Source organism: Desulfomonile tiedjei DSM 6799, assembly GCF_000266945.1.
Classification (GTDB): domain Bacteria; phylum Desulfobacterota; class Desulfomonilia; order Desulfomonilales; family Desulfomonilaceae; genus Desulfomonile; species Desulfomonile tiedjei.
Window position 1 is genome coordinate 291,466 of sequence record NC_018025.1, and the last position, 26,474, is coordinate 317,939.

General features: G+C 49.9%; 21 protein-coding genes and 1 tRNA gene. 10 read left to right on the forward strand and 12 right to left on the reverse strand.

Features of this window, described 5'->3' with window-relative positions; all coding sequences use genetic code 11:
* Nucleotides 1-107 precede the first annotated feature (107 nt).
* The 8 genes from DESTI_RS01180 to DESTI_RS01215 all read right to left on the reverse strand — a co-directional run bounded on the left by DESTI_RS01180 (nt 108) and on the right by DESTI_RS01215 (nt 9,937).
* A complete protein-coding gene (locus tag DESTI_RS01180; RefSeq protein WP_014808139.1) occupies nt 108-1,643 on the reverse strand; it encodes a 2-isopropylmalate synthase in 1,536 nt (511 codons plus the stop codon).
* A 544-nt stretch (nt 1,644-2,187) separates the two neighbouring features.
* Nucleotides 2,188-3,255: a radical SAM protein gene (locus DESTI_RS01185; protein WP_014808141.1), complete on the reverse strand. Its 1,068-nt coding sequence runs from the start codon at nt 3,253-3,255 to the stop codon at nt 2,188-2,190.
* Nucleotides 3,252-4,250: a radical SAM protein gene (locus DESTI_RS01190; protein WP_014808142.1), complete on the reverse strand. Its 999-nt coding sequence runs from the start codon at nt 4,248-4,250 to the stop codon at nt 3,252-3,254. Before DESTI_RS01190 ends, DESTI_RS01185 begins: the two co-directional genes overlap by 4 nt.
* Nucleotides 4,210-5,349 carry a geranylgeranyl reductase family protein gene (locus DESTI_RS01195; protein WP_014808143.1) on the reverse strand — a complete coding sequence of 380 codons (1,140 nt, stop codon included), beginning with the start codon at nt 5,347-5,349 and terminating at the stop codon, nt 4,210-4,212. The genes DESTI_RS01190 and DESTI_RS01195 overlap by 41 nt, the downstream gene beginning before the upstream one ends.
* The gene (locus DESTI_RS01200; RefSeq protein WP_014808144.1) at nt 5,327-6,904 is read right to left on the reverse strand and encodes a lipoyl protein ligase domain-containing protein; all 1,578 of its coding nucleotides are present in this window, start codon (nt 6,902-6,904) and stop codon (nt 5,327-5,329) included. The genes DESTI_RS01195 and DESTI_RS01200 overlap by 23 nt, the downstream gene beginning before the upstream one ends.
* A 17-nt stretch (nt 6,905-6,921) precedes the next feature.
* Nucleotides 6,922-8,355 carry a dihydrolipoyl dehydrogenase gene (gene lpdA / locus DESTI_RS01205; RefSeq protein WP_014808145.1) on the reverse strand — a complete coding sequence of 478 codons (1,434 nt, stop codon included), beginning with the start codon at nt 8,353-8,355 and terminating at the stop codon, nt 6,922-6,924.
* Between the two features lie 31 nt (nt 8,356-8,386).
* Nucleotides 8,387-8,932 carry an OmpH/Skp family outer membrane protein gene (locus DESTI_RS01210; RefSeq protein ID WP_014808146.1) on the reverse strand — a complete coding sequence of 182 codons (546 nt, stop codon included), beginning with the start codon at nt 8,930-8,932 and terminating at the stop codon, nt 8,387-8,389.
* Between the two features lie 369 nt (nt 8,933-9,301).
* Entirely contained in the window at nt 9,302-9,937 is a 636-nt protein-coding gene (locus tag DESTI_RS01215; protein WP_014808147.1) for a hypothetical protein, read from the reverse strand.
* A 273-nt stretch (nt 9,938-10,210) separates the two neighbouring features.
* On the opposite strand from DESTI_RS01215, the gene DESTI_RS01220 reads away from it, so the two are divergent.
* A complete protein-coding gene (locus DESTI_RS01220) occupies nt 10,211-10,657 on the forward strand; it encodes a universal stress protein (protein ID WP_041285863.1) in 447 nt (148 codons plus the stop codon).
* Between the two features lie 341 nt (nt 10,658-10,998).
* On the opposite strand, the gene DESTI_RS01225 is transcribed toward DESTI_RS01220, so the two are convergent.
* From DESTI_RS01225 to DESTI_RS01240, 4 genes are all read right to left on the reverse strand, one after another.
* Nucleotides 10,999-11,823: a TatD family hydrolase gene (locus tag DESTI_RS01225; protein ID WP_014808149.1), complete on the reverse strand. Its 825-nt coding sequence runs from the start codon at nt 11,821-11,823 to the stop codon at nt 10,999-11,001.
* 63 nt (nt 11,824-11,886) lie between these two features.
* Nucleotides 11,887-12,804, reverse strand: a complete 918-nt coding sequence (locus DESTI_RS01230; protein ID WP_041285865.1) for a transporter substrate-binding domain-containing protein — start codon at nt 12,802-12,804, stop codon at nt 11,887-11,889.
* Nucleotides 12,805-12,857: 53 nt separating this feature from the next.
* On the reverse strand, nt 12,858-13,877 hold the full coding sequence (locus DESTI_RS01235; protein WP_041285866.1) for a MinD/ParA family ATP-binding protein: 1,020 nt from the start codon (nt 13,875-13,877) through the stop codon (nt 12,858-12,860).
* Nucleotides 13,878-14,126: 249 nt separating this feature from the next.
* On the reverse strand, nt 14,127-14,480 hold the full coding sequence (locus tag DESTI_RS01240; RefSeq protein ID WP_014808152.1) for a hypothetical protein: 354 nt from the start codon (nt 14,478-14,480) through the stop codon (nt 14,127-14,129).
* Between the two features lie 582 nt (nt 14,481-15,062).
* Between DESTI_RS01240 and DESTI_RS01250 the strand changes: the two genes are divergently transcribed.
* The 9 genes from DESTI_RS01250 (at nt 15,063) to DESTI_RS01295 (ending at nt 26,288) form a co-directional block, all read left to right on the forward strand.
* Nucleotides 15,063-15,998 (forward strand): response regulator, encoded by a 936-nt coding sequence (locus tag DESTI_RS01250; protein WP_014808153.1) that lies wholly within the window; start codon nt 15,063-15,065, stop codon nt 15,996-15,998.
* A gap of 94 nt (nt 15,999-16,092) precedes the next feature.
* Complete coding sequence (locus DESTI_RS28240; RefSeq protein ID WP_014808154.1) at nt 16,093-17,037, forward strand: GAF domain-containing protein; 945 nt, start codon at nt 16,093-16,095, stop codon at nt 17,035-17,037.
* A gap of 24 nt (nt 17,038-17,061) precedes the next feature.
* Nucleotides 17,062-18,804, forward strand: a complete 1,743-nt coding sequence (locus DESTI_RS01260; protein WP_157212073.1) for an ATP-binding protein — start codon at nt 17,062-17,064, stop codon at nt 18,802-18,804.
* The gene (locus DESTI_RS01265) at nt 18,801-20,306 is read left to right on the forward strand and encodes a hybrid sensor histidine kinase/response regulator (protein ID WP_014808156.1); all 1,506 of its coding nucleotides are present in this window, start codon (nt 18,801-18,803) and stop codon (nt 20,304-20,306) included. Before DESTI_RS01260 ends, DESTI_RS01265 begins: the two co-directional genes overlap by 4 nt.
* Before the next feature lie 36 nt (nt 20,307-20,342).
* Nucleotides 20,343-20,419: transfer RNA gene (locus DESTI_RS01270), tRNA-Arg, on the forward strand.
* A 443-nt stretch (nt 20,420-20,862) separates the two neighbouring features.
* On the forward strand, nt 20,863-21,855 hold the full coding sequence (locus tag DESTI_RS01280; protein ID WP_014808158.1) for a helix-turn-helix transcriptional regulator: 993 nt from the start codon (nt 20,863-20,865) through the stop codon (nt 21,853-21,855).
* Nucleotides 21,856-22,016: 161 nt separating this feature from the next.
* A complete protein-coding gene (locus tag DESTI_RS01285; RefSeq protein WP_014808159.1) occupies nt 22,017-23,096 on the forward strand; it encodes a methyltransferase in 1,080 nt (359 codons plus the stop codon).
* 143 nt (nt 23,097-23,239) lie between these two features.
* Entirely contained in the window at nt 23,240-24,340 is a 1,101-nt protein-coding gene (locus tag DESTI_RS01290) for an iron ABC transporter substrate-binding protein (RefSeq protein ID WP_014808160.1), read from the forward strand.
* A gap of 85 nt (nt 24,341-24,425) precedes the next feature.
* Complete coding sequence (locus tag DESTI_RS01295) at nt 24,426-26,288, forward strand: hypothetical protein (protein ID WP_014808161.1); 1,863 nt, start codon at nt 24,426-24,428, stop codon at nt 26,286-26,288.
* Nucleotides 26,289-26,474 lie beyond the last annotated feature (186 nt).

A 26,474-nucleotide genomic window follows, 5' to 3' on the forward strand; every position in this document is an offset into this window, starting at 1 on the left:
GCGACATTCACAGAGATCGTCGCATAACAAAACTCAACTAAACTGAAGCTTTCTAAGACCGAACTCCCAAACGCAGCGATGCCCTCAAACACGGTCTCTGTTGCCGATCAAAGTCTGATAGAGGGTTTCGGTAATTTGGAAAGATAATCCAACCTGTTCATTGCATTAACCATCGCTTTTGCCGCGGCAACGAGAATGTCTTCGTGAGCACCTTTTCCGATTGACTGATTTCCTTCTTCCTCTAAACGGATGGTAACTTCACCGAGAGCATCCGTGCCTCCGGTAATACTGCTAATGGAAAAGCGTAAGAGTTTCGGTGCCCTGCCAGTCAGCTTCATAATGGCATTGTAAGTAGCGTCCACGGGACCGTTACCGAGTTCTGCTCCGTGGTATTCCACTCCGTCGATCTCCATGCGTACTGTTGCTGTCGGTACCACGTGCGAGCCGGACATTACGGTCAAAGACAGGAGCTTATACGTTTGATCGGATCTGAGCACTTCTTCAGCGATGACGGCTTCAATGTCCTCATCAAACACGGTTTTCTTGCGGTCGGCCAGATCTTTGAAGCGCTTGAAGCTTCTATTTAGCTCATCGTCAGTCAATATATATCCCAATGATTTGGCACGTTCGCGAAATGCATGGCGTCCCGAGTGTTTTCCCAGGACCAGAGAAGACTTGGCGATACCAACGCTCTCAGGATTCATTATTTCATAGGTGGTGCGTTCTTTGATGACTCCATCCTGATGAATCCCGGACTCGTGCGCAAAAGCGTTTGCGCCTACAATAGCCTTATTTGGCTGAACAGGTATGCCGGTAATACTTGTGACAAGTCTGCTGGTGTGAAAAATCTGCTCGGTGACAATTCCCGTGTAATAACCGAAGGCCTCTTTCCGGGTGTTCAGAATCATGGCTATTTCTTCGAGTGCAGCGTTTCCGGCTCTCTCACCGATACCGTTGATGGTGCATTCCACCTGGCGAGCGCCGGCCTTAATTGCTGCAAGCGTGTTTGCTACGGCTAATCCCAGATCGTTATGGCAATGAACCGAGAGGACGACGTTTTCCAAACCTGTAACGGTTTTCTTGACGATCTGGATTAACTCGGACATTTCATCGGGATGTGCATAGCCCACCGTGTCGGGCACGTTGATCGTCGTTGCGCCTTCATCTACGGCAGTCTGAATCACCTGACACATGAAAGCCGGGTCGCTGCGTGTAGCGTCCTCACAGGAGAATTCTACCCAATCGGAGAGCGAACGAGCAAGGCGGACAGCCTGTCCTGTCCGATCGATAACCTCCTGACGCGACATTCTCAATTTGTGTTGCATATGAATATCGCTGGTCGCGATGAAGGTATGAATTCCTGGAAAAGCTGCTTTCTCCACAGCACGCCATGTGGTTTCGATATCTTCTGCAACTGTTCGAGCAAGAGCAACCACGCGGGATTTATGAAGAGCACCTGCAATGAGGGCGACACTTTCTTTATCTCCTGTAGAACTTGCCGGAAAACCGGCTTCCACAATATCAACACCCAATTTCTCCAATTGGCGGGCCATTTGCAGCTTTTCCTGCTGGTTCATGGTAGCGCCGGGAGATTGTTCTCCATCCCTTAGTGTAGTATCGAAAATGAGAATTCTTTCCGCCATTTTTGTCCTCCGGCGGGAGTATTAACCGCAGCGTCGCAACAATGACTTCTGCATATTTTCCGTAATATGAAAAAAGAGCTTCGCAGGACGTTCGTGGCCGAAAGCTTCGGACCGGGAACATATGCGGTTTAGCAATAAAACTATACCGGTTTGAGATCTGAAATTCAACCGATGCACTCGTTTCCATACAGCGAATGCCAATAGGTTGGCGCCCCTGCGGAAATTGTTTCAGAATATCGATCCAAGATCTATATGTTCAAGGCGGTATCGTAACTGCCAAACATTGGGTACGCTCACAGATGTGAGCATGTGTTCGCACAGAGTATCGGGATGTCCATTCAGCAGTCCATCAAATGCTGTCATTGCCACGTCGCTTGCAATGACAAGCGTTAAGGTCGCAGTTACCATGAGGACCCTAAGAATTCTCGTTGTTCACTCTCGAGTGGTTCCGGTGTCGACCTTTTCTGCTTACCCGCATCCTAAACGATTAGGAAGTTTTGAGACAGCCTCCTAGTGTTTGCGCTTATTTGGGCCACCCACGCAATTAGCTGCTGTAATCCATTAACTGAGCTTTTATCAAGGTGAGATCCTCTACATCCGGCGGAAAGGGATAATTCCTGATGTCGGGACCGGGTTTTTCGTTCCCGTACGGACGATTGCAGGCAACTTTTCCGTCAGGTCCGGGGCAGCCTGACGTCTGAAATGGCGTGCCGCTGTCGATCACCTGCTGCATCTTTGCTTCCGGGATGCCGAAATCAATGATTCGTCCGCATTCATCAAATCTCATGAGATCCAGTGTCGAAACATCAGTATCAATCAACCAGCGGGCCAGTTGAATCCGCCTGTATGTCGCAGCTTTCGGAACCGGGTGTTTCTCCATGCGGGAACCTCGTTCGGGAAAGAAACAAAAGAGATGAGTGAATCCCCCCATATTCCTCGCTCTGGATATGGCTTCCACCATCTGCCGTTCCGTTTCTCCCAGCCCACAGATAAGGTGTACACCGGCCTTGTCTCTGCCGAAAACACTCACGCTCTTTTCATAGATATGCCAGTACTTCTCCCACGAATGCGGTCCATGCACCGGTTTGCCTCGGAGTTGCTCGAAAATTTCCGGGATTGCCGCATCAATGGCTACTCCCACCCGATCTGCACCCGCGTGTTTCATTGCTCGTAAATCGTCTTCCTGCAACAGGGTGGGAGAAATGAGCAGAGAAACAGCCTTGCCGGTTTCCCGGGCGATTCGTCTGCAAACGGTCAAAACGTCTGCTTTACAGCGCGGATGGGTAATCATGGAAATACACACGCGACTCACGTGGGATGGCGCATTCCGGATTCCTTCAATGACGTCCGACGTTGCATAGGATTTCCAGGGGACTCTTATGAAATTGGTACCACGAGGAGCATGCTTCTCGGCGGCCAGTCCGCAGAATGCACAGTTGGCTTTGCAGCCTCCCTGGTATGTCAAGAGAAGATTGATGCACCCGAGCTTTGCATTGCGATAAAACCAACCGGGGACGAATCCCAACGTCATCGCAGCAGCCAAAGAGAGCCTCACATGATCCGGGCTTTCCTGAAATTGTTCGGGTTCTGCAACACTGTGGCAGGTATTCATTGGAACCGATCTCCTGATATGTATGTTCCGAGCGAACAGCAAGTCTCACTATAGCAGATTTCAAGCCCGCGTGATTCAGCCTCTCTCAAGCCCTGTTCGGATGGGAGCGCGAGAGAATTGATGCCCGCTGCAACTGCCAAGACATCCAATGTTTTGCGGTACTTTCCACGAGGGCGAGCGCACCCGAGAGACGCTTGAAGCAAAGGCAATTCCAGACGAGCCTTGGCCAAAAACAGCGCAACTTCCAGAGGCGCTGGAGGTTCGACGAACTTCATGGGCGTTTCGGATGAAGGCATTATTACAACCAGCACGTATTTGCTGAGCGGATAATCCCTCAGCATTTCGAGTGCTCGATCTTCGCCGCGTTTCGCTCCGTAATGCAAACCGTACAAGATGTGCGGCACTATTTCCAGACCTGCAAAGGCAAGAGCGTCCATTGTTTTGCGAATGGTCCGGACTCCGTCATCAAGGTGATAGACTTCCCGAACGGTACCATCGTCGCCGATTACATCCACCAGCGCTTGATCCACTCTCGATTGTTTGAGAGCAACGGCAGTGTCCGTGTCAACCTGTCCTGCGTGAACCGTAATTACAAGATCCGTTTCTCGCTTCAGTCTTGAGATTGCCGGGATGAATTCTCGCCAGGGAAGCCTTCCAAGACTGTCACAGCCTCCTGTCACGAGTATTCCGTGGTCGCCTCTGGCAAAGGCCGCTCTGCCATATTCAACGAGGCTTTCCGGAGTCGATGCGTGTGCCATTGTCCGAAGGAGAAAACCTTTGCAGTGCTCACACCCCAGATCGCATGTGCCTCCAGTGATAGAAACAGCCCTGTAACGGCCTCGCCTTCCGTTCACAACAAACATTCCCGGGACGTGTACGGAGAGCGAATATCCGTGAGCCGCACGCGATAGATCCCAGGCTGCACGCAGGAGGTCTCGCTGGTCGGGATTCAACTCAGTCTGCATGACTCTGCCCGACACGATCGTTCGAAACATTTCTTATCCGCTGCCTGTAGCCTTTGAAAGCGATCCAGGTCTGCTCGCAGAGTTTTACATAGTCCGTATCGGTTCCTGTTTTCCAGGAACCCATGATAGTTCTCTTGGAAACCGCATGATCGATCACGCCCTTGTATCGGCCTCTCACTTCGGCTTCGTATTCTCTGATGGGCAGGTCGCTTGAGTTTTTGATTGCAGCCGAAGCTGCACGTCCCGCAAGATCGCCGGAGAACACTGCCTGAGGTATCCCTGCACCGGTTACGGGGTGAGTCAAGCCGGCAGCATCTCCGCAGAAAATAACATTCTCCACGCACAACGAAGGTCGCAATCCTGACACCGGGATAATGCCTCCATATCGGGCGAGAATCCCTTCGCGGATCATACCCGATGTAATGAGAGCGCTTGCCAGGCTCCGGAGCAGGTCACGGACATTCGTATCAGGACGTGCGCCAATGCCCAGATTCGCGACAATTCCCTTGGGAAACAGCCAGCCGTAACCGCCCGAGAATGCCTTATCAAGGAAGATAATGGTTTTCCCTATCGACTCAGCAAGAGGCACCTCAACCTGGAGTCCTTTCAAGAATTGAAAGCTTGGCAGTCCAAGAAGAGACCCTACGGACGACAGCGGTCCATCTGCAGCAATAACAATTCTCGGGAAAAAGGAAATCTCGGACTCCGGCGCTCTCGCAATCCAATAATCGTTTTTGTGTCGAATCAAGCGAGTTCCGGAGAACACACGGGCTCCGGATTCTGATGCTTTCCGGGCCAAATCACGGTCGAATCGGACCCGATCTATCATGTGTCCCGGGGACACAGTTGTCATCGCAGGAATGCAGAGATCCGGGCCGAATTCGGACAGTCCGGTGAGAATCCGGGTTTCCATGGAGTCGACAGATTGGATGATGCAGGATTTGTCGAGATGAAATTCGCCGAAGAGTCGTGAGGGCACGAATTCGCCGCAATGAGGTTGCTCGCCGATGCGCATTTTTGCGTCGATGAGAACGGTATCGACACCCATTTCAGCCGCGGCTCTGGCAGCGGAAGACCCGGCCGGGCCTGCTCCGACCACGAGAACGTCACATGCGATCGTGCGGCCCATGTACAAGCCTCAGTGCTTTTTGCAGCAATTCCATATTCAGGGTTGTCTTGTTCTCGAAATCTCCTCTATAGGCCCTCGTGCCTTTGCCGAGATCGTAGCAGGTGGTGCAATCCAAATTTACGAGGAGACCGCGAACCCCGGTATCCTGCATTTCTCGCTGGTGCTTCGAGTAGAATGCTTCGCAGCACGATCCCACGTACATTGCGTTCCCGTCCGTGCACTCGTTGCTGAGGACGTGCATCAAGTGCTCGAAACTTTGAATGGTTATGGGGAACATGCCGAAAGCTCGTGCAAGATCGAAGCATGCTCCGATTTCGCAATCACCGCATTCATCGCATCCGGAAATTTGCCTGTATGCGCATTCGGGACTTTTGGAACAATAGGGAAGCAGAAGCCATTTGGCCGCGAAACTTTGCAGCTCGTGGGGAGCCAGATTTACCAGAAAAAGATCGTTCACTTCATTCCTGGTCAGATCATGACCTGCGATCAACAACCGGTCCGCTGCAGAAGAAATCGCACATGCCATTTCCTCCGGCCGCATGCCGAAAATGAACCCGTCAGAATGGAGAAAAAACTTCAGGACCGCCTGTTCCAGGGCAGATCGTTCGATCCGCTCTCCTATTAACGCAGCCTCGAGATCATGGATCAAGCGTCCGGGAATGGCGAAGAAATCTCCTACAATAAGCGCCTGTTTGATTCTTTTTCCTCCGGGAGCAGGCCAGAGATGCACTCTCAATGTCCCGGCATCGGTCTGGGTAATGGAACGAAGAGGCTCGCCTTCAGCAGGGGGACGGGAACGAGAATCGATCCATGCATTGCTTTGAAAGTACGGGAGTTGCTCTTCAAGTTTCTTCTGCTCTCTCTCTGTAAGTCCGTCCGGAACGAGGTCCATTCCGAGATCGTTCGCAAAAGATTGCACCAGGACACCTTTGATCGTTTCCAGAGACGGCATTGGTGAGAGCAGGTCCGAAAGAAAACAGATCCGTTCCATGAGCGATTCAATTTCCCGCTTCTTCAGCTTTTCAACGGGAACTCTGAGACTGCGCAGAAAAAGCTCTACTTCATTGTTTACAAGCAGCGTGCCCTGGAACATGAAACCATTACCCAGGGTAACTCCACCTGTTCCGGAGACCTTTCGGCCATTTACCTCGATATCGTTTCGAGGCCGGAACGCCGCCGGAACGCCAAGGTGAGAAATACCTGCCGCCGCTGCCGAGCAGATTCTATGAAGTATGGACTCATACGAACCTCGAAAAGGATCGTCGCCGCGACGTCCGAAGATTTCCCAGCCGAGTCCGGATTCTTGAAACAAAATGCCGCCACCGCCTGTGATGCGGCGATTCACGTGGATTCCTTCCGCGTGGCAGTATTCCAGCCTGATTTCCAGATTCACGTCCTGATGGTATCCCACCAGTGCAGCCGCAGGCTTGAATTGCAGGAACCGCAGCGTAGGCGGGCTCCAACCTTCGGCTATTTCCTCGAGTAGGATGTTATCCAAAGCCATATTTTCTGCAGCAGAAATGCAGCCTGTATCAAGAAGTCTGAATATGCTCACCTTGGCTCCGCAATAGATCAATTTCGCTTTTCCGAAACTTGCTGTGGAATTCCAAACGTCTTCACCCGTGAAGCAGCGTGGAGGGAACCCCCCAACAGTCCCAGCGCTGTTTCCCGCAATGCCTCGGAAAGGGTGGGATGTGCATGGATGGTGTCAGCCAGATCTTTTGCCGATAACCGCATTCTTACTGCCAGCGTCAACTCCGCTATCAGCTCCGACGCCTCCGGACCCAGAATATGTGCACCGATAAGCGAACCCGATGTGGAATCTTCCAGAAGCTTCACCCATCCCCGGGAATCCCCCATAGCTTGAGCTTTTCCATTGGAAGAAAAAGAAAACATGCTCGTACGGAAACTGAGATCGCTCGCTATTGCCTGCTCCTCGGTGAGACCGGCCCACGCGATCTGTGGATGAGTAAATACACAGCTCGGGACGACACGATCTTCAGCAACCGTATCCATCCCTGCGATATTCTCTGCAGCAATTTCACCATGATAGTAGGCCACATGAGCCAGCATTTTTCGTCCCGTGACATCTCCCACTGCATAGATTCCCTCTGTTGAGGTCCGAAGTGTCCGATCCACGAGAACCGATCCTTTTTCCGTTCTTATCCCGAGAGCGTCGAGTCCGAGCCCTGCGGTATTGGGAGCCCGACCTGCTGCAATGAGAACCAGATCCGCATCGATTGTCTTTTCTTTTGATTTCTTTTCGTAAATAACACGAAGCGAGCTTCCCGATTGTTGGAACGCGTCGATGCGAGCACCCGTTTCGACGGTTATTCGCTGGCCGGGCAAAAGACTGGCGAAACGCTTTGCCATTTCGGCATCGACTTCAGAGAGGATTCTGTCGAGAGCCTCGAGAATGGTGACTTTGCTACCCAACGGAGCGAATATCGCCGCAAACTCCTGACCGATTATTCCGCCGCCCACGATCACGAGTCGCTGTGGCACTTGCCTCATGGAGAGGATTTCACGGGTACCGACAATTCCCGGTAAATCAATGCCGGAGATAGGCAATTTAGTCTGTCGCGAGCCTGTGGCAAGCACGAGAGAGCGAGCAGTGAATTGCCGCCCATCATCCATTGTCATGACACCGGGTTCCGGTACGGATGCTCTGCCTTGGATAATTTCCACTCCACCTGCACGAAGCAGTTTTTCCAGGTTGGAGACCATGCCGTTAACAATCGTGTCTTTGCGGTCTACCATCCGGTCAAAGTGTATTTCTGGAAGAGCAGGTATGATGCCGTCTTGAACGGCCCTCTTTGCCCAGCGAAGACCGTCGAGATCCGCGAGCAAAGATTTTGTAGGAATACAGCCGCGGTTCAGACAAACGCCTCCGATCCTTTCCTGTTCCGCAAGGATCACGGTCAGACCCAACTGGCGAGCCCGAAGGGCGGTCATATAACCGCCCGGACCTCCGCCCAGAATACCCATATCATATTGCACGGTCATGATACGTCCTGATTAATAATGTAGAACTACTCTATTTGGGCGTTATTTCCAGGGCAGGCATCGCGTCCAATGCTTTTGTGACCTTTTCCGTGAGATCCGGAACGCCGTCAGAATAGAGCACGACATCACTGTTCAGAATGGCATTAAACTTTTCTTCCTTGGCAATTTTTTCGAGAATTTCGTTTAGCTGAGTTCTCACGACATTGCCCAATGATTTCTGCTTGAATGCTAGCTTGACCCTTATGCTCTGCTGTTCCTGCTGCATCTCCTGTCTCTTGGTCTGGACTTCGTTTTCAAGCTTCTCTTTTTCCTCTTTAGAAAGGGTTGCTTCCCCGGCTTTCAACTGGTCTTCAAGCTTCTTGATTTCATTACTCAGAACCGTCAGCTTGGGAGCGCTTTCCAGTTGGACCTTTTTCATGTCTTCCATTGCTGCTTTTATCCGGGTGGAATTCTCGCTGACAGCGGAAAGATTCACCTTGGCAATCTTCATCTCCGCGAAAGCGGTACTCGTCAGGAGCATCATACCAAGGACTCCAGCCGTGATTGATAGAATCATGAGTACAGTTCGAATTCTCATGTGTAACTCCTTTTTGTGTGGTGAAATCACCATAGAGGAAACTGGTTCGAGTGTCCACGGGGAAATGAGACGAGCTTCACCATCGGGAACAATGAAGATGAAAACCCGGAAAATGGGAGTTGATCTTCCGTGAGCGATCTGGAGCAGTTCTCCTGAATCGCCTACCTCAAAATAGATCAACGGTTATACGAATTGTCAAAATGAATGTCCGACTGAGGAGGAGTAGGTGGGTGCCGGCCTCCGTGCCGGCACATCTTCAAACATGATCAATGATATTGATAAAATGGACCGGCAGGAATGTTCATTGCGACTGGCACTAAGCAATCCCCGGACGCCTGTGGTCCGAACCTGTACGTAGCGACTCAATTGTTACTCCAGACCGATTTTTTTCTCCAGATTCTTTAGTCTGGTCTCGATGGCATTGATCCTGGCAAGTGTCTTGTTGACGAGCTGCGCCAATTCAGCCGAGTTCAAAGGTTTCGATACCCGCGGTTCAACCTGCGGTGTTTCTTCTGCAATCTCGCGATCCGGTGACGAGGTGCTCTCCGCTTGCTGCATTACAGCCACGGTCGGTTCGGCATTGACGGGCTGCGGAGAAACGTTTTGAACATCGGCTTCGGGCTCAGGCTCGACTGTTTTCTCGGCGAGAACGGGTTCCTCTTTCGGCGCCTGCTTGGATTCAGATGCAGATTTTCGATGAAACAGATTTGAAAGTCTTTGGAGTATTTCCGAAGGAGGCTCGTCTTCAGGTCTTTGTGGTTCCACAGGTTGGGCATCTGATTTTTTCTGCTGATTGTCTTCTGACGAAACTTTGAGCGATATGCCTTGAAAGAAACTGTTAAATTCTTCTTTCGTCATCTCGTTTCGCCTGTACATTGGCAAGAGCATCATGGCCAATTCCTGTTCGGATGTTCTGTACTTCTTTATCAACTCATTTTTAGTTGAACCGTTCTTGATTTCTGCAAGAAGTTCCGTGGGGTTAACGAGTTCTTCTAGTCTGGCCATGTAATATATCTCCAACAAAGCATGATTTGCTTTAATTATAAAGGATACGTAGCTGAAAATCAATAATAAACAGGAAGGAAAGAAAACATCCGCCTGTTTCTTTGATCTCGCGTATGACTGCCATCGTTTTTCTCATCATCATGAAAGACGGAAGACAGGATAATTTTCTCAATGGATTTGCAGATTGTGCCTTGCGCTAAGATAACTCTCGCGAAGTATGCTACTATCGATCAGATGCGCCGGCACAGCTCACCTTTCGAAAGGATATCCTTCATGCCAAAACGCATTCTCTATTGCACAGATTTTTCGCATAATTCGCTTCCTGCCCGCGGATATGCCATAGAATTCGCTCGAGCATTCGACGCGGAGCTGATTGTCCTCCATGTGGTGAATACGAAACAAATCGGCTTTCCATCTCTCGAATCCGTACCCGCGGACATGGAACAGCAGTTGCTTGAAATCCAAAAATCGGCAGAGAAGGCGTTGCAATTATTAGAAAAAGAGCTTTCTCGTTCGGTCGACAACGTGCAGTCCCGATTGAGGACAGGTACTCCATTCTATGAGATCGTCAAATGCGCTTCCGATGAAGCTGCCGATTTGATTATCATGGGAACTCACGGGAGAACCGGATTCCCACACCTCATCATTGGAAGTACCGCAGAAAACGTCGTGCGTACCTCCCAAATCCCAGTACTCACCGTGAAATCTTCACTCCAGTGACATCTCGCAATTGATGCTTCGCAGCCAAAGAAGTAAAACCCGGGAAACCCTTCTTGGTAAGAAGTGTTTCCCGAGCCCTTCCCAAGAACTTCTAATATTCGTTTAATTATACCGATTCGCTTTTTGTTTTATAATCTGGCAGGCTGGAGGTATCCTTCGCTCCGGACGACGCAAAGCCGTCTAATCACTCCGCTCAGAACACCTCAGCCTGCGCTATCTTATATGCATAATTGCGAAATAGTATTAGTTATTTTTTCAATGGAAAAAATAACTAATTAAACGAGTGTTAAAAGTTTTTTGGAGGGTTTGGGAACCTTTTTTACAAAAAAGGTTCCCTGATCTTACTGCTTTGAAAGCGAAGCATCAACTGCGAGACCGAAGAAGTGCCGGGCGTTTGTGGTGGTTAATTCGCACACGGATTCGTACGGGATACCGAGGACTTCTGCCACTTTTTTCGCCGTATAGACGATATTAGCCGGTTCGTTGTCTTTTCCCCGGAGCGGTTCGGGCGAGAGAAACGGGCAATCAGTTTCGAGGAGGATACGTTCTTTGGGGCACTTCTGGGCTATGGATCTGAGCGCATCGTTTTTCTTGTACGTGACAGTTCCCGGGATAGAAATGTGAAAACCCAAAGCTACTGCTCGATCCGCGTCGGCCTGAGTGCCTGAAAAGCAGTGAATGACGCCTCCTGCCGGATACGGTGCGGATCTCTCGAGTATCTCCAGCCCTTCTCGATACGCGTCTCTCAGATGTATAACAACCGGTTTTCCCAGGTTTTTGGCCAGGCTCAATTGTTCTTCGAAGATTCGAATCTGTATGTCCCGGGGTGAATGATTTCTAAAGAAATCAAGTCCGATTTCACCATATCCCACTACCTTCGGGTGTTTCGCGTAGATTTCCATCTGTGACAAGCCGGCAGCCGCGGCTTCTTTCGCGTTGTGCGGATGAAAACCTACACAGGCGTACACATGAGGAAACCGTTCTGCCACATTCAATGCTCGTTCAACATCCTCTAGATCGATTCCTACAGTCACGATGGCTACGATCCCGGCCGAAACCGCATTGGCAACGACTTGCTCGCATCTTCCGAAGAGAGGGTCCAATTCCAGATGCGCATGAGTATCCACGAGCATCGGTTTCGATGTAGTTTTTCCAGAATGTATCATTCAATAATCCTTATGAAAAAGACTGCGGGGACAGTAACGGTTATTTCTCTTTTGCAGAATGCATCATCTCGGAGCGCGCAGATCGAGAAAATAATCGTGCAGCCATTTCTTCTTCGTTTCCTCAAGTCTCCCGTCCCCTTTCACCTGCCGAATGAAGTGATTCAGCCAGTTCAGCCAGTGAGCATCGTTCGGACGAACAGCCCAGGCCATTGGTTCGAACGAGAGCGGCGCGAAGTTGCTCGTGAGAAACTGAGAATGTGTTGCACACGCAAGGCGAATAGCAAATTCCTCATCGATGTACGCGTGTGCCCTTCGTTCCAGGACTTCTTTCGCAGCATGTGCTCTGTCAGGGAATTCCCGGTATGAAGCCTCCGGCAGAAGCTCTTTCAACCGCAGATCTCCCAGACCGCCAGGAACCGAAACAACAAAGATTCCGCGTTGATTCAGATCCTGTATTCTTTTGAATCGTTCCGCGTTCATGGAGTGTACCAGGAACATGCGGCCCGTTTCCAGCACGGGTATGGTAAACATTGCCTCGGCATTTCGCTCGGATGTAACCGTCATACCGGATATGACCACATCCGCGTTTCCTGCCACCAATGACGGGAGGAGTTCTTGCCAGTTGTTGCGTACGATTCTGAGCGCTACTTTCAAACTTTTTGCCGCCATTTCAGCCATATCTGCATCAAAGCCGATTACGCTGCCACCATTCCCGGCCATTTGGAACGGGATATAACCCACTTGCATGCCGACCCGTAGTTCACCTCGCTGCTTTATTGCCTCGAGAGTGGACGATCCTGTTCCGGAAGTCAATTTTCCTGCACCGGACGTCTTTTCAGCGCCCGATGGCATCGGTGCGGATTCCGGAGAAGCCGGCGGCGCCTGTGGAATTTTCTGTGTCGATTCGTTTCCGCACCCGGCACACAGGGCACAGATCCACGCGAGGATCAGGAAATATCCCATTGATTTGGAAAACGTCATGAATCAGACCGGCAGGAAAAAATCTGCGGTTCCGGAATGGAATCGCAAACGTATTATGGCGCGAAATTCACTCCGGGAAAAGCATTGAAATCACCATTGCACCGAATGTGATCGAATCCGAGATTGCGAGAGACCTCCATGATCTCCCGGACGTCTCGATAGAAATTGCGAAAATCAACGGAATCCACCTCATCTGCGCTGAGTGCTTCCATCAAAGTCTTCTGCAAACAGTGATACTCCTCCAGTCCAGCAGCACAACAGGTTTTCTCGCGTCCGATATTCTCTCTCTGGAGGTCTACCAACAATGCCTGGAGGACTTGTCTGAGCCTGCCTTGATATCGTTCTCTCGTCGCGAATTCTATTGCAGTGGCAAGTTGCACCAATTTCAACGAAGTCTCGGAGGCAGGATTCAAGGTGATAAAAGGGACGCGAGCATCTCGCGCCTCAGGCACAGAGGGCTCTTCAGGGACAAACCAGGCGCAATCCATAGGAATCCCCAGCATTCTGGCAAAATCGTGTTCCAGACGATTGCACATGATTTCCGCAAGTTCAGGAGCCGGAGCCCTATTGAGAATGACGTGGATGTGCTTGCCTCGACAAATATCGGCAAGGTTTCGGATAAAACGAAAGCTCTCGGAAGCCTCCACCTGTTCCGGGGTTATCACTGCGAGAACATTTGACGCGGAATCAAGAACCGGAATCAGACTGTCGGGAACTCCTTCAGGAGCATCCGCAATGATGAAATCAGTCTTCTGCAGTTCATCGAGACGGTCAAAGAGCAGCTTGTTTTCGCGCTCGCCGATTATCGAAGCTTCATCAGATTGGACTATAAGATCGAGATTATTGCCGCAGTGAATGACTGCTTCTTCAGCGGAACACAGGCCCGCTGCAAAATCGTAGGTCGAGTGGAGAGGTTCGATTCCGAAATAGGAGCACATTCCGGTCTTTGAATTACCCAATTCGACAAAGGTAACGCCAAAGCCCATGAAACCGAGAATGGTCGCTATATTGAAGGAGAGGAAAGTTCTTCCCGGAGCGCCTTGGCCACCAGTGAAAGCGACAATTTCACACATAGAAGACTCCTTCGAATACAATAATATCGTCAATATTACCATATTTACATTATCATGACAACGAAACAGAATAATATCGGTTAAAATAAACTGATATCACGGTGTTTTTAGACGATGTTTTATAAAAAGGACAGTCTATTTCTGAAGAAAAAAGAAAGGCGTGGGCCGGAATCCCGGCCTGAGTGTCACATAGGATTATCTATAGCCTTGAGTTAAGGTGAAGGGTTCAGAGAGGGACCGCGTATGCGGTTAGTGGACGTAATCCGTGCATCCCGGACAACAGTTTTCAGACATTACGGTGCGAATAATCTCGGGTTCGATAATGCTCATGCAGGTTTGGTCGTCTATCTTGGTTTCGATAAACGACACGAGGTTTTCGAAATCACCTTTGGTGATCACGGGAAATTGATCTGATCGATCGGACACGTAGTCCAATGCCGTGAAATTTCCGGTATGCGGATCGACCTCTCCGGAAATTTGGACTACTTCAACGTTTTCGCCGGAGGTGTACCGGCCGACAATGGCTAAACCTCTGGACTTTGAAAAGTAGAGGATTGCCATTTTGTAAATACCGGAAGACTGGAACAGCTCAAACGGATTCATCGCATTTTCCTATATTTGAGAGAACTCATGTGTAAGGATTGTTGGTGAGGTTAATTTATCAGCGCGAGTGCCAGATGTCAAGTCCAACAGCAACTTTAGGTTGTTTCAGGTGACTTCGACATGCACCGGGTGAAGTACCGATTGGATGTTCCAGGTTTCCCTCTCGGGAATTGCCGTAAGAACGGGGCGAGGTATTATCTACAAAAAAAATCAAACTCTGTACGGCCTTTACAAAAAATTCTTTCTTTTTCCGATCGAGAATGTCACAGTGGAAAGAAGAAACGTATATGTAAAGTCAATCCGTACTATGACGGTGTTTCCTCGTCCAGGCATAGTACGAAATTCCTTGTCCGAGGATTCATATATACCTGCCAATTCCCCGTTGTTTTCTGAAACCGAACCCTTTAAACGAGCAAACCCGCTCGAGTCTTCTTTGCAGATTTCCGGACGGAACTTCTCAAAACGGCGTTGACTCCGGTGAAAGGTGACTAAACATTATGAGTGTGGCCGTAAGCTTCACGTGCAAAACTTTCTCCGAAGCGGGATTGCAATGTAACGTCTGAGCTGCACAAGGAGGATTGTATGAATGCTACGAGAGACCTACATGCGACAATTCTGGTAGTGGATGACGAACAGATCGTTCATGAAAGTATACAGAGAATACTGGACCAGGACGGGCACCGGGTAATCAGTGCGATGAGAGTCGATCAGGCTCTCCAGGAGCTTGAAAAGAAGCATTTCGACCTGGCACTCACTGACCTGAAGATGCCTGGAACCGGCGGGATGGAAGTGGTGAGAGCCATAGCAGAGAACCACCCGGACATGGGAGTGGTGGTTTTCACCGGTTTTCCCACAGTAGATTCGGCAATCGAGTCCATGAAATTGGGCGCACTGGACTATCTTCCCAAACCGTTTACACCGGAAGAGTTGCTTCAAGTTACGCGTAATGCTCTGCAGAAAATTGAGAAATTGAAAAAAGAGCGGGAAATGGAAAAGATCTATGCCGAGGCCGAAAAGGCGTTGAAAGCGAGTCTCGATCTACGTGAAATCTTCGATTTGATCTGTTCGAGTGTGTCTCGGCTCTTCAATGTCACAGGAAGCGCGGTCTTGATGTTCCGCAAGAAGGACCAGACCCTGGAACTCGCAGCTTCTTGCGGGTTGAGCGAGATGTACGTAAGAAAAGGAGCGTTGGACAGTTCAAGAAGCATTGCTGAAGCGATGAAATCCGGCCGGGCGGTTTTGGTTCAAGAATCGGAATTTGACTTGAATCTTCAGTACCCCGACGAAGCGAGAAACGAGAAATTCTCTTCTGTTCTTTCCATTCCTTTGAAGTTGGAAGATTCTGTCTTCGGATTTCTCAGGCTGTATAGTACCGAAACCCGCACCTTCAGTGATGATGAACTGGATCTTCTCATGAAGTTTGCCGAACAGGCCACTCGCGCCCTGGAGAACGCGATGACGTACGAGCGAGTCCGAACGGAAATCGAAGAGCTCAAAAAATACTTGCCTCAAACGTGATTCCTGTCGGAATGCACGAGAAGAAGCAGTATCGCATGAATTGGTTGTATTCGTTTTCCGACCGCTCTGATCTTAACGTGTGGAGGAGGACACAATGGTAAAAGAACAAGAGAAGATTCTGGTATTGGATGATAAGGACATCGCTAGCGACAGCGTACGCCGGATTCTCGAATCCGAATATATTGTGCATGTCTCCAACTCGGTCTCGGACGCTCTGAACATGCTCCATAACGGCGGTTTCGACCTGTTGATCACGGATGTGAGAACACCTGACGCCAAGGATCTGAAGACCATGGAATCTGTTTCCGAAGTGGATCCCAATGTCTCGTTCATTGTGATTACGGAATCCTCGACAGTCAATTCAGCGGTCGAAACAATGAAATCGGGAGCAGCAGATTATGTGACAAAGCCCTTCACTCCGGATCAGCTTACCGATTTGGTACATCGAGTCCTGGAGAGTCGTAAGATTCGTCTCGATCAGAATTTTCGAGACCGGCGTTTTGAGGAGTTGAAGAGAAAGATTTCTTCTACTCTGAATCTCAAAGAAGTGCTGGGATTAATCGTCGAAGGTATCGTGACTATGGCAAAAGTGAAAGGAGCCACTTTGAGTCTTCTGGATAAAGACCGTGAAATGCTGAGGGTCTATGCCTATTCCGGCTTGAGCAAGGAGTATGTCGATAAAGGACCGTTGGATTCTTCAAAGAGCATAGGAGAGTCCATCATAAGCGGGAAAGACGTGTGGGTCGAAAATGCCGCCACCGATCCCAGACTCCAGTATCCGGCCGAAGCGGTAAGAGAGGGAATCTCCTCCATACTGAGCCTACCTTTGATTGTCCGAGGTATCGTAATAGGATGTCTTCGGGTGTACACTGGAGAGGTCCGGACCTTCAGCAAAGATGAGATTGACTTTCTACACAAATTTGCCGACCAGGCCGCGATTGCCATTGAGAATGCCCGGTCGTATGAAGATGTGATGGATGAGTACGAGGTGATCAAAGACGATCTGTGGGATTTCTTCGACCCGTATGGGTATCTTTAAATCCGGAGAACACAAGAATCTCAGGTGCGCCCCGGTTCTATAAACCTGCTGAAAGCGTGTGGCATGATATCCGAGAGCGGATCTGAAACCACTGAACGATTCCATGATCGGGATAGTGAACGATCCCGGCTTGAAAAAGCCATACCTATTTCTTCCCGGCAACCCGGTTGGATTGTAAACAGTATCTATCTATTGGAGAAGATCCTGCCGAAAGCCCTCAAACCTCGGCCGGGTGTTCTGCTCTCATTCAAGAATAGAATACTGCTCAGTACTTTCCTGGTCATGATCGGGGTAGTCATTACCATCGGGATAATACTCCAGGTCACAGTTTTCCCCCAATTGGGCGGGGATTCCCCAGCAATCAAATATTTGAAAGTCATTCACCTCTTTGTTAGTCTGGTTGTTATCGCATTGAGCTGTTTGTTTATCGAGCGCATTTCAAAGAAGATCACTATGCCTCTGATCGAGTTGACGTCGCGTGCCGATCAGATCAGCCGTGAAGCGGGCGCAAGCACTGCGTCCTCCGACCAGTCCGGGAATGATTCCCTGGAGCAGAACGAAGGGGCTGTCCTTGTTCAAGGAGACGAGATCCATCAGCTCACAGTTTCTTTCAACAGAATGCTCGTGCATTTAAAAGCGTCTGAAGCGCGGCTGAGGGAATCGGAGGAAAAATATCGATTCCTCTTCGACAACGGGCCGTTTCCAATCTTCCTCATAGACGCGGAAACCACGATGATTTTGGACGTGAATGCGAGAGCAGAGGAGGACTATCAGTACGCACGGGAGCAACTCCTTGCCATGAGCTTCGCTGACTTGGGGTTAGACCAGGACAGGAAAGCAACTGTGGCACGGTTGCAGCAGCTCTTTTCTACGGAAGTGACGCTGTTGCCGGTCATGCAACACCGACGCCGGAATGGCTCGCTGTTTATGGTGAATTACCAGGCTTCGTTGATCACATATCAAAATAGACCGGCAATCATAGCTGCGGTTTGGGATGTAACGGAGCGACTGGAGAAGCATTCTCAGCTCATTCAAGCCGGAAAGATGGCAACCCTGGGAGAAATGGCAACCGGTATTGCTCATGAGTTGAATCAACCACTCAGTGTTATACGTCTTGGCTGCGATTATTTGCTGAAAACGACGCAGATGGGAAAATCTCTCGCATTCGATGACATGAAGAACATCACGGAAGACCTTACAGCGAGCGTTGACCGAGCATCGAGAATCATCAACCATCTCAGACAGTTCGGGAGAAAAACCGATGAGACTATGACGAGGATTGACATCAACGACCCCATTCGGAACGTATTTACCCTCCTTGGCACTCAGTTGGAAGCGAACAAGATAACATGGAATCTGCGGCTCTCAGAGGACTTGCCTCACATCATAGGCGATGCTAATCGGCTCGAACAGGTGTTCATGAATCTGATCCTGAATGCGCGGGACGCAATGCTCTCCGGGGACTATACAACCTGTGAGGAACGGGAATCGGAACATGTTATTCACATAGCATCGAATTCTGAACGGGGCAGGGTTGTGGTTACCGTTTCCGATACCGGGCCGGGCATTCCGCAGTCCATTCGAGACAAGATATTCGAGCCTTTCTTCACAACCAAGAAGATCGGTGAGGGAACCGGTCTCGGTTTATCCATCAGTTACGGCATAATTCGAGAACACAAAGGTACCATAGAAGTAGAACCTCATTACAAAAAGGGGGCTTCTTTCCGGATGACGTTTCCTGTTCCTGACATCGGAGTTACCTCATGACAAAGATCCTGGTTGCAGATGACGAGGAGAGCATACGCAATCTTATGCGGATGACCCTGGAGCTTGATGGGTATCAGGTCTTGATGGCCCGGGACGGTTCGGAAGCCGTGGAAGTTTTCCAGAAAGAGGCGCCTGAACTGGTGTTACTGGATGTAAAAATGCCGGGCCTGAACGGCATAGAAGTACTGAGCCGTATCCGTGCCAAGGACCCGGACTGTGAGGTAATCATGATTACCGGTCACGGCGATATGGATATGGCTGTGGAATGTCTGCGCAAAGAAGCATCCAATTTCTTGACGAAGCCCATCAGCGAGGAGTTGTTATCCTTGTCTCTGAAACGTTCGTTGGAGCGCCTGTCTCTGAAAAAGAAGCTCAAACGATATACTCGCAATCTCGAAACCCTGGTCCGTGAGGCGAATGTGGAACTGGAGCGCGCGTATCAGTTCAGGGAAAATATCATTGAGAATTCGCCCGATGCAATTGTATGCATACGCAAGGGAGGAGAAATCACCATATTCAATTCCGCTGCGGAAAAGCTTCTCGGTTACAAAAAATCCGAAGTCATAGGCAAAATGCATATCACCCAGGTGTATCTGCCTAGCGAAGCAAAAAAGATCATGAAAGATTTGCGATCCAATGAATTCGGTGGACCGGGAATCCTTCAAAAAAGAGAAATGACCCTTCTGGACAAAGAAGGAAATCATATTCCCGTGTACATTTCCGCTTCCATACTCTATGAGCAGGGCAGAGAAGCAGGTTCCATGGGCGTGTTTACCGATCTCAGAGAGAAGAAGAGACTGGAAAAACAGCTCCTGCGATCGGAAAAGCTTTCTTCTCTGGGCCAATTGGCCGCGGGTATCGCTCACGAGATAAACCAGCCGCTGACCGGTGTGCTCACCTTTTCCCATTTGTTGCTTCAGAAGGTGCAAGATGATGAAGAGAGCCGGAAAGACCTGGAAGTCATCGTGCGGGAGACCACCCGGATACGAGGGATTGTGCAAGGCATTCTGGATTTCGCGCGCGAAAGCCCCGTACAAAAGACCCAACAACACGTAGAGGATATCGTGGATAGTACACTGGAAATTCTTGTAGGCCAACACAAGTTCTTCGGCATAGAGTTGGTGAAGGAATATGATGCCGAGAGTCCGGAAGTAGTATTCGATGCAAATCTCATGGAACAAGTGTTCATGAACATTATACTCAATGCCTTGGATTCGATGGCAGGATCCGGCACACTCACAGTGCGGACTCGTCGTACAACAGAAGCTGTTGAAGTGGATTTCACCGACACGGGAAAAGGAATGCCCGAAGACATTGTTGAGAAAATTTTCGATCCATTCTTCACCACAAAAGATTCCAGCGAAGGGATGGGAATGGGTCTAGGGTTGGCCATAAGCTACGGAATCGTAAAAAACCACAACGGAGATATTGTGGTAAACACCAGACAAGGTAAAGGAACTACCTTCACGGTTCGCCTTCCTTTACCAGGTAAAACGAATTGACACACGTTTTGGTATGGATTACAGTGAAAAAACTGTGCGCCCGTAGCTCAGTAGGATAGAGCGCAACACTCCGGATGTTGAGGTCGAACGTTCGAATCGTTTCGGGCGCACCAGAGAGCTCATCACATTTCTCCAAATCCCCCACAATGACATTGAGAATAGTGAGGACCTGAGATTCTAGTCTTCGGCTGTATCAACCTGCGCGGGTGTAATACGGACCTGCGTTCATGCGAAATTGAAACGGTCCTGGTTGGGGCAGACAGGAGTGTCCACATGGACTTGGCCGCAGAAGTATTGGCAATTGCTATAAAAATCACCCTCTGAAACCACCCCAAAAGCGCTCAGTATTATTTCATGGAGGGAATCAGGAAGTTCTTCTATTAAGTAGCACAATATGATAAAAGGTAGCACCATAACCTGGGGAACATATGGTGCAAGAACGGTCACGAACCCGAGCAACGCTCTCTTTACCAAAGCCGCCTTCCTTTAGACGGTCTGTCATACATCTTGAGCGATTGCCAATTGGGATTACGGACAGTGAGGACAAAAATTGACCATGAAAAGAGAAGATCCCGCGGCAATGCTTGAAAACGGCCTCGCTGCACGCCATCTCACGATGTCTGCGAAGAATGGAGTATCAGGTACGCTCGCCAGCGAGGTATACACTTTTAGGCCTGGTCTGTACCTGGTCGTAAGCGAAACGCTCTCCGAATCCCCTTTGAAAGCCACTTTTGACATTGACGACGGTCCTGTTCAATTCGGCTTTACGTGTCACGGCAAAAACAGATGCTTGTATAACAATGGAGAATTCAGGAGTCAGATCCACTCCATGGCAGCGGGCTCCAACGGGATATTCCATCTGCCTAAAACCACAGGTATCATCGAGCGTCCTCAAGGTGAGTACGTGTGCGTGGCATCGATTGTTGCGGCCCCGGATTTCCTCCATTCTTATTTCAGGGATGTCCTGGATCGGATGCCCAAACGCTTCAGACACATTCTTGAGGGAAGCCATCACGGTCAGTTTGCATGGTTTGGTTCCAACAGTCCCGCAAAGGTAGGAGCCTTTTCCGAAATCCTGCATTGTCCTTACCCGGAGGAGTATCGGGCTCTATTTCGAGAAAGTCGAGCTCTCGAATTTCTGGCGATTCAGATAAGAGATTTTGTTGATAGTGAGCGAGGAAAAGCTCTCTCGCCAACTCCTTTGCGATCCGATGACGTCGAACGCATACGAGCGGCTCGAGATCGTCTCATAGCTGATCTCGAACATCCACCGAGTCTGCAGGAACTAGCCGCCGCAGTGGGAATCAATGACAGAAAACTTAAGACTGGATTTCGACAAGTGTTCGGCACGTCAGTGTTCGGTTATTATCGGGAATACCGCATGCAAGCGGCACACGAAATTCTTCAGACCGGTAACGGCAATATCACCGAGGCCGCCATGGCGGTCGGGTATCAGAGCCTGAGCCACTTCAGTCAGGCTTTTCGCAAACGTTTCGGACTCCGACCCAAGGATTTTCTCGCGAAGCAAAGCAGACGACTGAGGTGGTAAAGAGTTTGGAAAAAATTGTCCCGCTATCGACAGTTTTGGACCCGCCGGGGTTAGCAGGGATATGCATACTCGTGCATATTCGGACCATCACTCTTTCTCTCTGAATGTACAAAACGGACACACAGGCTTTTTCTTTCCTGTGCTGCATGAGTAGGTGACGAATGGAACGAAGCATTCCTTGCGCAATGCCTCTCGAAGATGTTTACCCGTTGTATAACTTCATGAGCAAGTGCTCCAGAACCTTCAAACAGTTTTGCATCTTATCCGCTGCTCTAGATTTGAAGCTTTTCGACCTGATCGATGAGCGGCAAACTCCCGAGCGTCTATCCGAGATCATCGGTGCGGATCGGTCGATGATCGAAGACATGTGCGAGATCCTTTCACACCTTGGGTTCTTGGAAAAGGTGACACAAGGATATCGAAACACTCCTATAAGCCGGTCGTTTCTTCGGGGGGCCTCCCTCTGGAATCAGGGAGAAGTAATCAAGAATCTCCAGGCTGGATTCGGGCTATGGGAGCGTCTTACGCAGATATGTCGAGACGGCCCTGTCAACATGAACGATGACGAGCTTTTCGCAAAAAACAACTTCATCGACTCTCTGCAAGCCGAAATTTTAACAGGAGAACTGCAGAAAACCGTGTCGATCATCTCGGATCTACCCGAATTCACATCCGCGGAAAAGCTTCTCGATCTCGGAGGCGGACACGGTCTGTATGCCATCGCTTTTAGTACCCTCAATCCGGGTCTCAGAGCATTCATATTTGACCTTCCCGGACTCGAACAGTCTGCCAGAGCTATGATGCAGCGTTTCCATGCGACGAACGTGCAGTTTGTGCCGGGCAATATGTACAAAGACGATTACGGGAAAGAATACGACGTGGTCTTTTTCTCATATAGTCCGGGAGGAAGAAGCCCGTATATTCTACAGAAAATACACGGTTGCCTCAAAACCGGCGGACTCTTCGTAACCAAACATGCATTCTACGCGAATGAGGAAGGATCCAAAAGCAGATTGCTCGATCTGGAATGGAAGCTGACCGCTATGAAAGGGATTCAAAAGGATAAGAGGATCTATAGCTTTGTCGGCGATTTGAGCCTTGAGGGATACAAGGCGCTTCTGGAACAGAAATTCACAATCCTCAAGATTGCTGAAGCACCGGAGTTTGGGAGACCGGAATTGAGCAAATTCGGAGACACTCTCGATTCTATCATTATCGTGGCAAAAAAGAAGCATTCCTGAATAGCATTATTTCACTCCCCTTATCTTAATGGAAGGGCTGAAAGCTGTTGCTGTCTGTCTATGAGGAAAATCTTAGGGTTCAAAGAGAGTGAAGTCCTTGTGTTTTGTCGAGGCAGGGGACCTGAACCGCAGAGGAGAATCAAATGAAGAGATGCGACCGTATTGGACCCATTCTCGCGATTATGATGTTCGCACTGTTCGCAACGAACCTTTGCCCCGCAGGGGACACGATAAAGGTGATCGACACTGCTAATAGACCGGTCGAAGTCAAACTGGACCCGCAACGAATAGTCTGCCTGGCACCAGGAACCCTCAGACTTGTCTGCCTACTGAAAGCAACCGACAAACTGGTGGGTATCGAGGATTTCGAGAAAACAGTTCCTATGACTCGACCGTACATCATGGTCAATGCCGAATTGACCAAGCTGCCCATTATCGGTTCCGGCGGCCCGGACAGCATTAACCGCGTACCGGATCTGGAGGCGCTTCTGAAAGTTCGTCCGGACATCATTTTCATATCGTACATGGAGCCGTCAAATGCTGACGATCTCCAGAAAAAATTGAGTATTCCCGTGGTCGTCCTTACCCATGGACGATTTGCATCCTTTGATGAAAGGATCTTCGATTCCTTGCGTATCTTGGGAAAGATACTGAAGAAAGAACAGCGAGCAGAAGAAGTTATCGCGTTCATCAATCAGGCAAGAGAGGATCTGCACAAACGCTCAGATGGAGTGAGCCCTGACAAGAAGCCGTCAGTCTATGCGGGAGCCATAGGGTACAAAGCGGTACAGGGCATAGAAAGCACGGATACCACCTACACTCCTCTCGAATGGGTGCAAGCAAGAAACTCTGCAAAATCGGTGTCCGATAAGGGCCACCTGTTCATAGATAGAGAGAAGCTGCTGACCTTGAATCCCGACGTGATCTTCATCGACGGCGGAGGATTGAACGTGATCAGACAAGACTTTAGGAGGCGCCCCGAATTCTATAAGAGTTTGAAGGCACTCCAGAATAAAGAAGCGTATGTGCTCTTTCCGTTCAACTACTACGTCACAAACGTTTGTATTGCCATCGCCGACTCCTATGCGGTGGGCAAAATCCTGTATCCGGAGAGATTCTCCGATATCGACATTTCACATAAGGCGGATGAGATCTTCACTTTTTTGTACGGCAAGCCTGTCTACGAGAAGATGGTGAAGACTTATGGGACACTGGGACAGAAAGTGGATCTCGACCTCCAATGAGGGGCCCGGGAGAGCCTTGAGCGATAATGTCAATTCTCTTTACCTGCCGTGAGGCATTTTAGTTCGATAAAAGTGGGAGGAGCGTATGAAAAGGGCGTCGATTGTCCTTTCGGTGAGTCTGCTTCTGGCAGCCATTGCCATCCCTGCTTGCGGCTGGGAGTTCTCCTTGACGGGGGAAATGGAAGTTCGTTACCGCTATTTTGCCCGTACAGGCGGTGCGGACCTGTTCGGTGTGGCAAACCCTTCAGCACACGGCTATAATGATGGCGCCATTGGCTTGGCGGGCTATTATGGTGGGGCAAACCAGGTGTACGCCCAGGGTTTTTCGGCCAAAGGTGCCGATGCAGCCGTAAACGATTATCGAATCTGGTTGTATCCCGAATTCAGAATTAATAACGCCATTCGACTAAGGGGCGAGTACTGGGTTACAGGAGGAAATGTTCGAGGTTCTTATGACGGTCCCGGCTATGGACCCTATGGCGGGATCGCGGGGGGACCCTATCCAACAAATCCGTGGTATGTAAATAGAGGCCAGCAAGGATGGTATCAAAATCCGGCTCCTACAGGATTAAAAAACGGAATGGGAACCGGTCTTTGGGAGAAGTTCTGGTTGACTGCCCAAACCCCCTGGGGACTTATCGTTTTGGGCAGGAGAGGCCTGGAGTTCGGGCTCGGTTGGAGCATGGCGCACGAAAGCGATTCAGATGCTGAAATGGTCGGTCTGATCGTGCCCTACGGCTCCCTCAAGTTTCTGCTCTTTCAGCAGTTGTACGACAATAACTGGATAAACCCCAACGGGTCCCAAGTTCTGGCACCGTCGGCTTCCATAACGGGCGGCATGTTTCCAGCAGCGCTGGCAGCCCCGACCGATCAGAACGGTACGCGTGATATGAATGGCGCCTGGGCTATAACCTATAGGTCGGGCGATCTCGATACAGGCACGTGTGCCCGATATGTGTTCTACCGAAATGTTCACTGCTATTCGATAGCGAATCCAGGTGTAGCTCCTGTTCCTGCAGGTCCGAACCGGGCTGACGATGCGTCCAATTCGATTGTGCCTTTTCTCTTCAGCGGAACCGGTCTCTCGGGAGCACCGACGTATTCCGATGTGAATATTTGGCAGCAGATCTATTACACCAGATATTTTAACGGCCGCTTCTTCTTTAATGGTGAGTATGTAATGAATGTTGCTGAGGTGGCCCGCAAAGGCGGACGTCCAATTTCTGGTTGGCAGGATGCCTGGATGATAGAACTTGGCGCCATATGCGGTCCTGCAAAGCTCTCATTGGCAAATTTCTACAAGAGCGGCCATGACCGTCGAGGCGGATATTTGAATACGACCGCCCCCTTGGGAAGGACAGCCACCGGCATATTTGTCATGGACCGTTACAATGAGTTCATGGTATTCGGTGGTTCCAACGAAGCAATTAAACCGTACAATTTTCTCATGGGAATCTACGGCGGAGGGAACAATGGGTATGATGCTCGCGGACTCGCGTGGTACACTGACTTCCTGGCTTACGCGACTCGGCTCGATTATGCTGTAGCCGCAAATTTGAATGTTTTCGGAACGTTTATTTACGCAACTCGAGCCAGCAATACATCTACTGCCATCGGTCAAAATAGGGGAGGAGTCTCCAACGCCATGTACCGTGTCCATCCCGGTTTCAATTCTGCTGGAACAGTGCAAACTGCCGCCGTGCCGAACGTGCCGGACAATTATCTCGGGTGGGAAGCAAATCTGGGAGCAGATTGGAAGCTTCTGGAAGGGTTAAATTTGCACTGCTTGTTCGCCTTTTGGCAGCCGGGAGACTGGTTCAAATGGGCATACGTGGACTACAGCGATGCGACTACGACAGTAGTCGGCGGGACCGCATATCCCGTGAACCCGCATCGAGGCATCGATCCGTTGGTCGGCTTCCAGACCAGTGTGGTGGTCGGTTTCTGATATTGAACGAGAGATAAACTTCGGATGTTGCCCGAGTCCGTACGTTCGAATCGTCTCGGGCGCACCAGCAATCATTGAGGATTCAGGATACGTCTTGAGTCCTTTTTTATTGGCGGATGACTCATATCGATTCGTTTTTTTTCTCAAAATCTGAGAGGCTGGAGGCATCCTTCGCTCCGGACGACG

Coding starts and splice junctions, on each gene's coding strand:
- DESTI_RS01240 (WP_014808152.1), bottom strand. CDS start 14,480: ATGAATCCGTTTGAGCTGTTCCAGTCTTCCGGTATTTACAAAATGGCA.
- DESTI_RS01265 (WP_014808156.1), top strand. CDS start 18,801: ATGACAAAGATCCTGGTTGCAGATGACGAGGAGAGCATACGCAATCTT.
- DESTI_RS01190 (WP_014808142.1), bottom strand. CDS start 4,250: ATGTTTCGAACGATCGTGTCGGGCAGAGTCATGCAGACTGAGTTGAAT.
- DESTI_RS01225 (WP_014808149.1), bottom strand. CDS start 11,823: ATGATACATTCTGGAAAAACTACATCGAAACCGATGCTCGTGGATACT.
- DESTI_RS01210 (WP_014808146.1), bottom strand. CDS start 8,932: ATGAGAATTCGAACTGTACTCATGATTCTATCAATCACGGCTGGAGTC.
- DESTI_RS01290 (WP_014808160.1), top strand. CDS start 23,240: ATGAAGAGATGCGACCGTATTGGACCCATTCTCGCGATTATGATGTTC.
- DESTI_RS01185 (WP_014808141.1), bottom strand. CDS start 3,255: ATGAATACCTGCCACAGTGTTGCAGAACCCGAACAATTTCAGGAAAGC.
- DESTI_RS01180 (WP_014808139.1), bottom strand. CDS start 1,643: ATGGCGGAAAGAATTCTCATTTTCGATACTACACTAAGGGATGGAGAA.
- DESTI_RS01285 (WP_014808159.1), top strand. CDS start 22,017: ATGGAACGAAGCATTCCTTGCGCAATGCCTCTCGAAGATGTTTACCCG.
- DESTI_RS01295 (WP_014808161.1), top strand. CDS start 24,426: ATGAAAAGGGCGTCGATTGTCCTTTCGGTGAGTCTGCTTCTGGCAGCC.
- DESTI_RS01250 (WP_014808153.1), top strand. CDS start 15,063: ATGAATGCTACGAGAGACCTACATGCGACAATTCTGGTAGTGGATGAC.
- DESTI_RS01215 (WP_014808147.1), bottom strand. CDS start 9,937: ATGGCCAGACTAGAAGAACTCGTTAACCCCACGGAACTTCTTGCAGAA.
- DESTI_RS01280 (WP_014808158.1), top strand. CDS start 20,863: ATGAAAAGAGAAGATCCCGCGGCAATGCTTGAAAACGGCCTCGCTGCA.
- lpdA (WP_014808145.1), bottom strand. CDS start 8,355: ATGACCGTGCAATATGATATGGGTATTCTGGGCGGAGGTCCGGGCGGT.
- DESTI_RS01195 (WP_014808143.1), bottom strand. CDS start 5,349: ATGGGCCGCACGATCGCATGTGACGTTCTCGTGGTCGGAGCAGGCCCG.
- DESTI_RS01220 (WP_041285863.1), top strand. CDS start 10,211: ATGCCAAAACGCATTCTCTATTGCACAGATTTTTCGCATAATTCGCTT.
- DESTI_RS01230 (WP_041285865.1), bottom strand. CDS start 12,804: ATGACGTTTTCCAAATCAATGGGATATTTCCTGATCCTCGCGTGGATC.
- DESTI_RS28240 (WP_014808154.1), top strand. CDS start 16,093: ATGGTAAAAGAACAAGAGAAGATTCTGGTATTGGATGATAAGGACATC.
- DESTI_RS01235 (WP_041285866.1), bottom strand. CDS start 13,877: ATGTGTGAAATTGTCGCTTTCACTGGTGGCCAAGGCGCTCCGGGAAGA.